At 58.3% G+C, this 12,575-nt stretch carries 9 protein-coding genes; 4 read left to right on the plus strand and 5 right to left on the minus strand.

The features are described 5' to 3' along the window. Positions 1-132: 132 nt before the first annotated feature. Entirely contained in the window at positions 133-1,407 is a 1,275-nt protein-coding gene (locus tag WC600_04140) for a hypothetical protein (GenBank protein ID MFA4901915.1), read from the minus strand. 437 nt (positions 1,408-1,844) lie between these two features. Between WC600_04140 and WC600_04145 the strand changes: the two genes are divergently transcribed. Next, positions 1,845-2,321 (plus strand): transglycosylase SLT domain-containing protein, encoded by a 477-nt coding sequence (locus tag WC600_04145; protein ID MFA4901916.1) that lies wholly within the window; start codon positions 1,845-1,847, stop codon positions 2,319-2,321. 76 nt (positions 2,322-2,397) lie between these two features. Here the strand turns inward: WC600_04145 and WC600_04150 are convergent, their stop codons facing one another. Next, positions 2,398-2,763: a hypothetical protein gene (locus WC600_04150; protein ID MFA4901917.1), complete on the minus strand. Its 366-nt coding sequence runs from the start codon at positions 2,761-2,763 to the stop codon at positions 2,398-2,400. Positions 2,764-2,776: 13 nt separating this feature from the next. Next, positions 2,777-4,717, minus strand: a complete 1,941-nt coding sequence (locus tag WC600_04155) for an adenylate/guanylate cyclase domain-containing protein (protein MFA4901918.1) — start codon at positions 4,715-4,717, stop codon at positions 2,777-2,779. 221 nt (positions 4,718-4,938) lie between these two features. Between WC600_04155 and WC600_04160 the strand changes: the two genes are divergently transcribed. Further along, complete coding sequence (locus tag WC600_04160) at positions 4,939-7,320, plus strand: VIT domain-containing protein (GenBank protein MFA4901919.1); 2,382 nt, start codon at positions 4,939-4,941, stop codon at positions 7,318-7,320. Between the two features lie 107 nt (positions 7,321-7,427). On the opposite strand, the gene WC600_04165 is transcribed toward WC600_04160, so the two are convergent. After that, positions 7,428-7,841 (minus strand): arsenate reductase ArsC, encoded by a 414-nt coding sequence (locus WC600_04165; GenBank protein ID MFA4901920.1) that lies wholly within the window; start codon positions 7,839-7,841, stop codon positions 7,428-7,430. A 21-nt stretch (positions 7,842-7,862) separates the two neighbouring features. Beyond that, the gene (locus WC600_04170) at positions 7,863-7,997 is read right to left on the minus strand and encodes a thioredoxin family protein (GenBank protein ID MFA4901921.1); all 135 of its coding nucleotides are present in this window, start codon (positions 7,995-7,997) and stop codon (positions 7,863-7,865) included. 350 nt (positions 7,998-8,347) lie between these two features. Between WC600_04170 and WC600_04175 the strand changes: the two genes are divergently transcribed. Continuing rightward, positions 8,348-10,864 carry a glycogen/starch/alpha-glucan phosphorylase gene (locus tag WC600_04175; GenBank protein MFA4901922.1) on the plus strand — a complete coding sequence of 839 codons (2,517 nt, stop codon included), beginning with the start codon at positions 8,348-8,350 and terminating at the stop codon, positions 10,862-10,864. A 37-nt stretch (positions 10,865-10,901) separates the two neighbouring features. Beyond that, positions 10,902-12,548, plus strand: a complete 1,647-nt coding sequence (gene pgm, locus WC600_04180) for a phosphoglucomutase (alpha-D-glucose-1,6-bisphosphate-dependent) (protein MFA4901923.1) — start codon at positions 10,902-10,904, stop codon at positions 12,546-12,548. Positions 12,549-12,575 lie beyond the last annotated feature (27 nt).

Raw genomic sequence — 12,575 nt, forward strand, 5'->3', positions numbered from 1 at the left:
TCGCCACCAAGGGCGACGCGGCGCACGGGTCCTAATCCCGCGGCGAGGCCCGAGTTCGCGCAGAAAAGGGGAGGCTATCTTGACTAGATAGCCTCCCCTTTTTTGACTTGGGCGTCGGCGTGCGCGCCGCTCTTACTGGTATTGGATGTAAATCGGCTTCGGGTTCAGCTTTAACACCTCCTGAGGCGTCATCAGCGCGTCGCCTTTCTTGGTGTCATTGTGATAGAACAGCTTGAAACCGGTATACTCCACCGGCTCTTTGACGATGTAATCTCTGTACGAATCCCGCTTCAGCCAGGGGGCGCCCCAGCCGTCCATGTTCATGATGATCTGCACATCAGGGCGAAGCACGATTTTATTGGCGTTGGTGACCATTTTACGGGTAAAGCGGTGCACAATGAACACCTTGGGCGGAATATTATACTTTTTCACCAGTTCCTGCAGGTAGCCGGAAGCATAGTTGACGTCTGCGGCGTCATAGGTGCCGATCTTGGTCCCCGGTACCCTGCCGCTTTGGGCCATGTTGAACTCCGGGTCTATGGCGAGGTGGACGTCCGGATTCTTCAGCAGCCACTCGAAGCGCGGCAGGATAGTGCGGATGTTGTCATGGCCGGTCTGGATGTCGATGAACATGATGGCGTTCGTTTCTTTAGCCCAGCCGTACACCTCGTTGACGACTTTGTCCGGCATGAGCATCCGGTACTTGCCGGCCTTGCCCGGTGCGCCCTGGGCCACCACCGTGACGAGGTGCAAGGCGGGCTGCACCGGTAACGACGGATCGGCCTTCTGCCACTTGGCCACCTCCCCCTTCAACCGCCGCAGCATCTCCTCCTTGGGGTACTCGCCCAGCACCCCCATGCGCTTGGAAAGCGGGTTGCCGTAATAAGCGACGATGCGCTTCTCCGGAAGGATCGCACCCGGCGGAATTGGCGGGGTTTTCACCGGCCAGCCCTGCCGTTTCGCATACTCAGGGTCCTCACCCGCTTGGTACGCGATCTTGGGAGCCTTCGGTTCGACAGGTTTCGCCTCTTTTGTGCCGGCTGGCTCCGGAGCGGTCATAGGGGGAGTGGCGGTCGGGGCTGAAGGTGCCGCTGGTGGAGTGGCCGGGGCCGCTGGGGTTACGGGGGCTGCGGGGACCGCAGGGACCGCGGCCGTCGGAGCGGCAGGGCCAGGCGCAGCAGTTGGGGCGACAGGAGGGGCCGGAGTTGCCGCGGCAGGTGGTGCAGCCGGGGTTGTGGGAGATGGCGCGGCCGGGACTGGGGTAACCGGGGCAACCGCGGCCGCGGGTTCTTTTGGCGCGGCTTGGGCCGCTTCCACATCACCGCGCCGGTCGCTCGTGCTGCCGGTCAGGGCAAGCGCCACCGCAAGGGCGGTGGCCAGCAGGGGGGGAAATATCCGAATGGACAATCAAGACCTCCAGGCTAAAATTTGGCAAAGGCGAATACGACTTGCCGCCGCAATATCAGTTTATAATGCATGATTTTAACGATAAAAACACTCAGAGAAAAGACAATCGCGTGAAAAAGGTCTTTTTTTTTCTGCACGTCCATGAAAGGGCCGAAATAACCGCTCATGCAGGAATGAAGCGCCTTAGCCATGAATTCCGTTCGGAATTTCGGAGCGGTTCCGAAGTAGGCGAACCCTCAGGATATGGAACCTATGTCAATATATATTGCGCTGCATCATTTTTAATGCTATAAGATAACATCTAAATTCCCATACCAGCTGCTTCATTGTCAGCTATCAAGCGGGCAGACCTTCCTTCACTTCCCTGAGCCTTACCAATTCTCTTGCTCCAGCTCGCGCTCGAAATTTATTAAACCGAACTACAGGAGGAAATAAGTTTGAAAACTTTAATTATATTTTTACTTTTGACCACAACCGCCTTCGCCCAACCCTGGCCCAAGACCCCGCCTCGTATAGGTAATTTGTACCTTAAGCAGGAGTACTGGAACTACATCAAGGAAGCCGCCCAGCGCTACCAGATCTCACCTTACCTCATCCAAGCGGTCTGCGCCATCGAATCGAGATATGACCCGGAAGCGAAATCGGGGCAAGGGAGATGCTACGGCCTGATGCAACTGCACAAGGACACCGCCAAAAAGTACGGGGTGGACGCACATAACCCCAGGGAGAATATCATGGGCGGGGCGGCGGTCCTGGCCAGACTGTTGGAGAAATACAACGGGAATATCAGGAAGGTTTTGCGCGTGTATAATGCTTCCAGCACCACGGCCTATGAGCGCGAGGTAATCCGCGCTTTTGAGCAGGCAGAACTTATGGCATCATTTTCCGTGCCCTCAAAAAAGCGCCGCAATTAGGCTAGCGTCTTTTCCTTAGGCTTCAGGGAATTCCCTTTAGGTTTGATGAGTTACGGCATAGACCTTGTGCCGCGCCTCATTCCCCTCCGGGAGTTTCCTTGGCCCTGATGGATTGACCACCGATTTTCTTGGTTCCGGCTTTTTCCGGATCATCGGGTAAGCCGCGCTTCTCCATGCGCTCCATTTGAGGGCATGGCGGCGTTCCCATGGTTTTTAATTCTTTTTGTTCTTTCGGAGGCGGGGGCGGAGAGGGTTGCTTCTCTTTAGGCGGCTCGGTGTTTTGAGCCAGGAGCACTAACCCGGATTCCGCGGCATTGACCCCAAATGAAAGAGACGCCTGATCCGGGGTTGATGCCGCCTGGACCGGAAGGGCTGCCGCCATGATAAGGGCTGCCGTCAGGCCCACCGCTCCCTTGAAGAAAATTCCCATGAAATGTCGCATAATAAGGCCTCCTTCAATTAATCTCATCATTGCTATCGGGGCTTTTCAAGCCGAGGACCTCAAAGACTTCCAGGGGCGCCTGGCGTCCCTTCACCGTACGGATCTCTTGCCTGCCGGTCACCACCCCCGGGGCTGCCTCGATGGTACTGTGGCTGGCAACGATGGTCCAGCCAAATTCTTTAGTTAAAGACTCCAGGCGCGACGCGGCGTTAACCGTATCGCCGATGGAGGTATACTCCAAACGCTTGGGGGAGCCGATATTGCCGACAATGGCTTCGCCGGTATGCAGGCCGATGCCGATGGCAAACTCGGGCAGCGAAAGATCGCCAAAACGCTGCTTCATCCAGGTGCGAAACTCCTGGGCTGTTCGGGCCAGTTCCAAAGCGGCTTTAAGGGCCCGCCGGGCATGGTCCGGATAAGGCACCGGTGCGCCAAATACCGCCATCACGGCATCGCCGATAAATTTATCCACCGTGCCGCCTTGGGCCAAAATGGGCTCACAGGCCTGACTTAAATACGTGTTGAGCATCTCCACCACCTGGCGGGGCCCCAGACTCTCGGAAATCGTCGTAAAATTTCTTATATCGGAAAAAAGTACCGTTACCTGAAATACCTCGCCCCCCAAGTCCGGCAACTTGCCCGAGGCCAGCAGTTTCTCCACCACCTCATCCGCGACATACCGGGAAAAGATCTTCCGGATACGGGCCCGCTCCCGCTCCTCTCCCGTCAGTTTTATCCCCAAAATACCCATATAGCTGACCATGACCCCCACTTGAGCGTTAGCCGTGGGCAGCAGCCAATACTGGCGAAACAGCAGGTAGGCCGCGCACGCGGCCAGGATGCATAACGCTAACCCTGCCGCCAGCCCACCCCGGGGGGACAGCCGATAAAATAACATACTGCCGCACACCACCATGCCGAAAAGATAAAATGCGGCAAGATACCCGGGTATCGGCCGGGGGAATCTCCCCGTGAGCAGGGTTTCAATGATATTGGCGTGAATTTCAGGACCGCTCATGTCATTGCCCTGCCACGTCCACAGGCTCAGGGAATACGGGGTGGGATGGCTATCCTGCAGCGCCGCCGGTTCATAGGCGATAATGACGATTTTGTCTTTGAGAGCCTTGATAGCCGGGTCGTCCTCGGCGCCGGAGGCCAGAAACCGCTGCATGGAGAGGCGGGAAAAGGTGCCCGGCGGACCAGCAAAGCCGATAATGGGAAAGGTGGTGGCATTAATCCCCTGAGGGTCCACGCCCGACCAAAGCTTCAGGACGGGATCATGGGTCAGGAGTGCGATGGTGGCGGCCGGGTCCCGATTTGCGGCTCGCAGGGCCAGCAGGTTTCCGAACGTGAGCCCGACCTGGCCGTAGTCATCGGCCAGCGCCGGCACGAAACGCCGGATCGCCCCGTCGTCATCATTGTAAAAATTGATCAACCCCACGTCCAGCCTCTGCCGGGGCAGGGAGAGCAGGTACTCCTTTATGGGCAGGGTAATGGTGCTCTTCTGATGTTCATCGACAGATAGATTTCCAGCCAGGACGACCTGGCCCGACGCGAGCTGTGTTTTGAAGGGGCCGTCATAATTCAGGCTGCGGTGGTTTGCCGGTAAATCCAGGGTCTGGAGCCAGGGGGTAATGCTGACCTGAAAGAGATAGTCCATGCCGATAACTTTGGCCCCCGCCCGGCGCAAGACCTCTATCACCCGGGCAAAATGGGGCGTCCAAGACACCAGCGGCTCAGTCGGATGTTCCTGCAGGGTTGCCTCATCCAAGGCCACGATCACCACATGCTGAGGCTGATAGCGCAGCCCGGCCAACTGGTGCCAGAGATCGTAATAAATCTCTTCCGGTCTCTCCAGCCACCCGGCCCAGGTCATTGTCGCCACCGCTCCGTAAACCAGGAGCATCAGCATCGCAACCAAGAGCAGGGTATCTTTTCGGATTTTTGTGGCCATATCTTTCGCCAAGCTCTCTGGGCCGCTGAACTAAGCTTCAGGGGTTGGATGCACCCGATTCGATTATTGACTCTGTCCGAATTTGAAAGCAATATTTCTTTAAGATAATAAAATTAACAAATTTTCGCTTGCCTGATCTAATTCAACAAATGGAAGTTACCGATTTTCATTAACCGCACGGATCAAGCACTATAGCACACTTACCTGCACAGGAGTTAGCCATGCTCAAAACCTCGCGTACCCTCGTCGCCATACTGGTGTTACTTGTGGGCTGCCTCACCGCCATCGCCTCACGGCCTCTGGGAGAAACCGGAACATCTGCCCAATCAGACCCGGATAAGACGCTGTCGCCCTACTTTATGGTCGTCAGCGACGATCCGGAAAAAGACGTCATGCCTTTAAAAAGCACCCAAGCCGACGTGAGGATCGCCGGAACGGTGGCGGAAGTCAAGATCACCCAGGTTTACCGCAATACCGGCAAGAAAACCCTGGAGGCCCTCTATGTTTTCCCGGGGTCGACCCGGGCCGCGGTGCATGCCATGCGTATGACCATCGGGGAGCGGGTGATTCAAGCCGAGATCATGGAGCGGCAAAAGGCCCGGGAAACTTACCAAACGGCTAAAAAAGAGGGGAAGACCGCCTCGCTGTTGGAACAGCAGCGGCCCAACGTCTTTCAGATGAATGTGGCCAATATCTTGCCGAATGATGAGATCAAGGTGGAACTCACCTACATGGAACTCCTGCAGCCGGAGGACAAGGTCTATGAGTTTGTCTACCCCACGGTGGTGGGGCCCCGGTATACCACCAAAACGGCGGCGGGAGCCCCGGATTCCGACAAGTGGGTCAAGAATCCTTATCTCCACGCAGGGCAGCCGCCGCCTTATACCTTTGGCCTCAACGTAGAACTGTTGAGCCCGGTGCCCATCGACAAACTGGCCAGCCCCAGCCATGATGTGGAGATCAGCTACTCCGGCAAAACTGCGGCTAAGATTAAAATCAAGGATGAGAAGACCGCGGGCAATAAGGATTTTGTGCTGCGCTACGGCCTGGCCGGCGGAAAAATCGACACCGGCCTGCTCCTTTACCCCGGCCAGGATGAAAACTTTTTCCTGTTGATGATGGAGCCGCCGGCCAAGGTGGCGTCTCAGGCAGTGCTGCCCCGGGAATATATTTTCATCGTCGACGTCTCCGGGTCCATGTACGGCTTCCCCCTGGAGACCACCAAGGCCCTGATGCAAGACATCATTAAGGGACTTACGCCCAAAGATTCCATGAACGTTCTCCTGTTTGCCGGCGGTTCGGCGACCTTATCGCCTTCCGGTTCACTGCCGGCCACGGAGGCTAACAAACAAAAGGCCCTGGATTTCATCAAGGCTCAATCTGGCGGGGGAGGCACCAACATCGTCCCGGCCATGCAGCAGGCCCTGGCTCTGCCCCGCACCCCGGGAGTTTCCCGGATAGTGACGGTGGCCACCGACGGCTATGTGGACGTTGAACCCCAAGTCTTTCAACTGATTCGCGATAATTTGGGCGCCGCCAACCTGTTTGCCTTCGGCATCGGCACCTCGGTCAACCGTCACCTCATTGAAGGCATGGCCCGGGCCGGTATGGGGGAATCTTTCGTGGTCCTCAATGGCGGCGAGGCCGCCAAACAGGCCGCCAGGTTCCGTAACTATATTGCCAACCCGGTGCTGACGGACATCAGGATCGCCTTCGAAGGCTTCGATGCCTTCGACGTGGAACCGAAAGCAGTGCCGGACCTGTTCGCCTTAAGGCCCATCACCATCTTGGGCAAATACCGGGGCAGCCCCACGGGAGCCATTGTGGTTAAGGGCAAGACGGCCCAGGGCGCCTTTGAGCGCAAGATCAACCTGGCGGAAGCCAAGGCGTCCCCGGAAAACGCCGCCCTGCGGTTCCTCTGGGCCCGGCAGCGTATCATGAATCTGGTGGATTTCGCCTCCCTGGAACGGGATAATCAAGAGGTGGTGAAGGAAGTTACGGCTTTGGGCCTGAAATATAGCCTGATGACCCCCTATACTTCGTTTGTGGCGGTGGATAAGCTCAAGCGGGCCGACGGCCAGGTGGTCACGGTGAAGCAACCCTTGCCCCTGCCGGAAGGAGTCTCGGACTCAGCCGTTGGGCAGGCCATGCCGGCCATGGCGCCCGGCGCCCCCTGGGGAACCAAAGGCATGATGGCAAGCCGGTTGCCCGAAGAAGCCTTTGTAAGAAAATCGAAGGCTACCAAGCCCAGTCATGACGTGGCCGCCTCCGAAACAAGCGTGACCGTCACCCTCCAAGATATCCAGACCAAGGGAGATTTGCCCCCGGCGGCGGTGAAAAAGGTCCTGGAAAATGAGGTGGCCAAGCTGGAACGGTGCTGTCAGGATACGGTCAAGAGCGGCTTGATGCTCCCGGCGACCATCACCCTGGTGTTTACGGTGGGGACCGACGGCAAGGTAAGCGCTGACCCGATCGGTAAGCCGCCTCTGGCGAGCCAAGGGCTGGAAAGCTGCCTGGCTGCGGCTTTCCGGAGCCTGCAATTCCCTGGGTCCCAGAAGGATGCAACCCAGGTCACCGTGACCCTTGCCCTCAAGGTCAAATAGGGGCTCAGGTTCCCGAGTTTTAAACCAGGACCGGAGGGCAGGCGAATCCTCCGGTCCTTTTCATTTTGCTCGGAGTAATCAACCTGGGGCAGTAACCCCGCGGGGGCTCATGATTTTTCTTTGAGAAGCGGCACCAACCGACCCCGCAAGGCGTCCCGCACCTGCCGGAAGACCACCATGATCTCTGCTTCGGTGCCGGTGGCTTCCGCCGGGTCCGGGAAACCTACATGCATGATCTCAGTGTCACCGGGGAAAATTGGGCATTGTTGCTGGGCCTGGTCGCACAGCGTGATGACCAGGTCAAACTGCTCCCCTGCCAGTTCAGCCACCGACTTGGAACGGTGTTGGCTGATATCGATGCCCAGTTCCGCCATGACCTGGATGGCCCGGGGGTTGACCCGGCCGGGCTGCACCCCTGCGGACCAGGCCTGCACGCGACCGGCCAGATCATGGTTAACCAGACCCTCCGCCATCTGACTGCGGCAGGCGTTTTCCGTACAGAGAAATAAGACTTTGAGCATGAGCTGCGCCCCTTAACTTCGTTAGCCGATAATTTTTTTTATCTGGTCCACGCTAGGCACCTGACCCACCACTTTCACTTCCCCATCCATCACCAGGGCCGGGGTGGTGAAGATCCCGAAGGCCATAATTTTGCTGAGCTCGGAGACCTTCTCCACTTCAAAATCCCCGGCCTAGGCCTGGGCCGCAGCTTCCGTACGCTTGGCCAACTCCACGCATTTGGGGCAACCGGGCACTTACTTGTAAACTAATGTATCCTCACTAGGATTTGATTTTATCCTGATTGTGAAAAAGTTTTTTCTTATTCAACCGCAGTCCGCCAGTGATTTGAAGAGCCGGGCTTCAGCAACCGTTTATACGAGTATTGTCAAAATATTTCTGCATCCCGCCGACCCGAAAAAAATGCGAAACAATAATTTTTCTAACCTGCAAGCCACATTATCACTTTAAAGTGCCGACAGTTGATCTTATGTTTATTTATTAGCTTGAGTCCGGAAAGGATGCGACGATGAGCGAAAAGGAAAAGAACGTGGAGCCCCTCCGGGCCTCAACGGAACCCGACGAGGCGCTGGCAAGACTTTTAGGGCAATACGGTTGCGGCCTGATTCAGTTTACGGGGAAGGACGGGCTCTATGAGCGGCATCTCCTCTTCGACAACGTTATAGATGTGGCGACTGCCGGCCACCGGGAGCGTTTTGAAGCCGCGGCCCGGGCGGTGCGCGATGTCCTCTCCCAGCGCTGGGTGCTCACCAGGGACACCTACGAGAGGGTCAACCCCAAACGGATTTACTATCTGTCCATGGAGTTCCTCATCGGGCGCTCCCTGGCCAACAACGTCACGAACCTCCTGCTCGATCCCTGGGTGAAAAAAATCGCCCAGCGGCGGAACATCGATTGGTATGAATTACTGGAAGAAGAGCCTGATGCCGGTCTGGGGAATGGGGGGCTCGGACGCCTGGCGGCCTGCTTCCTGGACTCTATGGCCACCATGCAGCTCCCGGCTATGGGGTATGGCCTGCGCTACGAATACGGCATCTTCAAACAGTCCATCAAAGATGGCTGGCAACAGGAAAAGCCTGACAACTGGCTCCGCAATCCGGACCCCTGGGAGATCGCCCGTCCGCATGAGCAGGTGGAGGTGAAGCTCAACAGCTCCTTCGAGGTCTGCTCCGGGACCTTGTGCGCCATCCCCGGCCAGACCTCCAGTCTGTACGGTATCCCGTACGATCGCCCCATAGTGGGCTACGGCGGCAAGACCATTAATACGCTGCGCCTCTGGGCCGCCGCGGCGCCCGATTTCTTCAATTTTGAGCAATTCAGCCACGGCGAATTCGTCAGTGCCCTGGCCGAAAGCCTGGAAGCCGAATCTCTCACCCGGGTGCTCTATCCCGACGACTCCACCAGCATGGGGCAGGGATTGCGCTTTGTGCAGGAGTATTTTTTGGTGGCCTGCTCCCTGGCCGATCTCATCCGCCGTTTCCAGCGCACCAACTCCGATTGGAGCACGCTCCCCGAAAAAGTGGCTATACAGCTTAACGACACCCACCCCTCTCTGGCCGTCCCCGAGTTGATGCGGATTCTCTTGGACGATGCCCACCTGAAGTGGGAAGAAGCCTGGGACCTCACCCAACGGACCCTGGCCTACACCAACCATACGCTCTTGCCCGAAGCCCTGGAGAAATGGCCGCTGGCCTGGTTTGAAACCTTGCAGCCGCGGCTTTTGGAAATCATCTATGAGATCAACCGGCGTCTGCTTGATGACGTGCGGACCCGCTTCCCCGATGATGAGGGGCGGGCGGAGCGCGTGAGCCTCGTCGAGGAGGGCGCGGTGCAGAAGATTCGCATGGCCAACCTGGCCATCGTCGGCACCCATAGCACCAACGGCGTGGCCGCCATCCATTCCGAGCTGCTGCGCACCAAGACCGTTAAGGATTTGGCCGAGGTGTTTCCCGAGCGTTTCAGCAACAAAACCAACGGGGTCACCCCGCGCCGCTGGTTGCTGCTGGCCAACCCGGCGCTGGCTCGCACTATCACCGAGGCCATCGGCGACGGTTGGATCACCGACCTTGCACAATTAAGCAAGCTCAAACCGCTCGCCGAAGATGCGGGCTTCCGCGACGCCTTCCACCAGGCCAAGCGCGAGGCCAAGTTGCAGTTCGCAGCTTGGCTCAAATCATCCACGGGCCAGACGGTAGACCCGGACACCATCTTCGATTGCCAGGTCAAGCGCATCCACGAATACAAGCGGCAACTGCTCAACGCCCTGCACATCCTGGTGCTCTATAACCGCCTGCGGGAGAACCCGAACCTTAAGATGCCGCCCCGGACCTTCTTCTTCGCCGGCAAGGCCGCGCCGGCCTACCAACTGGCCAAAGTTATCATCAAGTTCATCAACAACCTGGCCGACACCATCGACAGCGACCCGGTCATGGCCGGCCGCCTCAAGGTCCTCTTCGTGCCTGAGTACGACGTTTCCCTGGCCGAGCGCCTGATCCCCGCCAGCGACGTCTCCGAACAAATCTCCACCGCCGGTTTTGAAGCCAGCGGCACGAGCAACATGAAGTTCATGATGAACGGGGCCATTACCATCGGCACCCGGGACGGCGCCACCATCGAGATGGCCGCCGAGGCGGGCGAGGAAAACTTCTTCCTGTTTGGCCTGACCGCCCAGCAGGTGGCCGACAGCCGCGGCTGGTATAATCCCCACTGGCACTATGACCACGAGCCTGAGACCCGGGGAGCGCTGGATCTGATCATCTTCAACCACTTCAGCCCCCATGAACGAGGCGTTTTTGCACCCCTTATCGATACGCTCTTGACGCACGGGGACTACTACATGCATCTGGCGGACCTGAAGTCCTATGGCGAAGCGCACCAGCGCCTGGGCGAGTTGTATACAAATCCGGACGCCTGGGCCCGCATGGCTATCTTGAACGTGGCCAGCTCCGGAAAATTTTCCAGCGATCGCACCATCGCCGAGTACGCCGCCGACATCTGGAACGTCAAGCCGTGCCCGGTAGATTAGGGAGTATTTTCGCGCCCATATTTACGGAGGACCGATTATGGAAGTCAGCCCGCTCGCCGGCAAGCCTGCCGAACCTGCGATCTTGATCAACACTCCCAGGCTGGTGACGGCCTACTATACGGAGCAGCCAGACCCGACGGTGCCGGCACAACGCGTTGCCTTCGGAACCTCCGGACATCGCGGCTCATCTTTGGACAACGCCTTCAACGAGGCGCATATTCTGGCGATCACCCAGGCCATCTGTCTCTACCGCAAGCAGCAGAATATCGATGGGCCGCTGTTCATGGGCATCGATACCCACGCCCTTTCCGAGCCGGCCTTTGCCAGCGCGCTTGAAGTCCTGGCGGCCAACGGCGTCACTGTCATGGTCGACGCAGACGGGGGCTACACACCGACGCCCGTGGTGTCCCATGCCATTCTCACCTACAACCGCGGGCGAAAGTTTAGCCTGGCCGACGGCATCGTCATCACGCCTTCGCACAACCCGCCGCGCTACGGCGGCTTCAAATACAATCCGCCTAACGGCGGGCCTGCGGAAACCCAGGTGACCCAATGGATCGAACAGCAGGCCAACACCTTCCTCGCCGATGGCCTGAAAGGGGTGGCGAGAGTCCCGTTTGAGCGCGCCCGCAAAGCCGCTACTACGCATCCGCATCGCTTCCTTGACGCCTATGTGAATGATCTGCCCGCAGTGGTGGATATGCAGATAATTCAAGACAGCAAGGTGCATCTGGGGGCCGATCCGTTGGGCGGCGCCAGCGTGGCCTATTATGATGCCATTGCCGAACGTTACCACCTTAATATGGAGGTCGTGAATCATAGCGTCGACCCTACGTTCCGGTTCATGACCGTTGACTGGGACGGTCAAATCCGTATGGACCCATCCTCGGTTTACGCCATGGCGAGCCTGATCGGCCTCAAGGACCGGTTTGCGGTGGCCTTTGCCAGCGACACCGATGCCGATCGCCACGGGATCGTCAGCCACAGCCAGGGCTTGCTGCCCCCCAACCATTACCTTGCCGTGGCCATAGCCTACTTGTTCGCCAACCGGCCCCAGTGGCCGAAAACAGTGGCCGTGGGCAAGACCCTGGTGAGCAGCAGCATGATTGATCGGGTAGCCGCCCGTTTAAACCGGCGGTTGGTTGAAGTGCCGGTAGGCTTCAAGTGGTTCGTGGAAGGACTTATCGACGGGTCGCTGGGCTTCGGCGGCGAGGAGAGCGCGGGTGCGACCTTTTTGCGTCGGGACGGCTCTGTCTGGACGACGGATAAAGATGGGCTGATCCCAAACCTCTTGGCCGCGGAGATTACCGCCCGCACAGGCCTTGACCCGGGCGAGCATTACCAGAAGCTGACCGCGGAGTTCGGCACGCCATACTACACGCGGATTGACGCGCCCGCCACCCCGGCGCAAAAGGCGAAGCTGGCGAAGTTGTCCCCCGAAGCCGTCAAGGATTCAGAGCTGGCCGGCGAGCTCATCACGGCCAAGCTGACCAACGCGCCGGGCAACAACGCCCCCATCGGCGGCCTCAAGGTCATGGCCGCGCATGGCTGGTTCGCAGCCCGGCCGTCGGGCACGGAGAACATCTACAAAATCTACGCCGAAAGCTTCAAGGACCAGGCCCATCTGGACGCCATGGTGGCTGAGGCTCAGAGGATCGTCAACAACGCCCTGGCAGATTCTTAGAAGGCTACTTTAAATCGCCGGGAGCAC

The organism is Desulfobaccales bacterium, from assembly GCA_041648175.1.
In the GTDB taxonomy this organism is placed as follows: Bacteria; Desulfobacterota; Desulfobaccia; order Desulfobaccales; family 0-14-0-80-60-11; genus 0-14-0-80-60-11.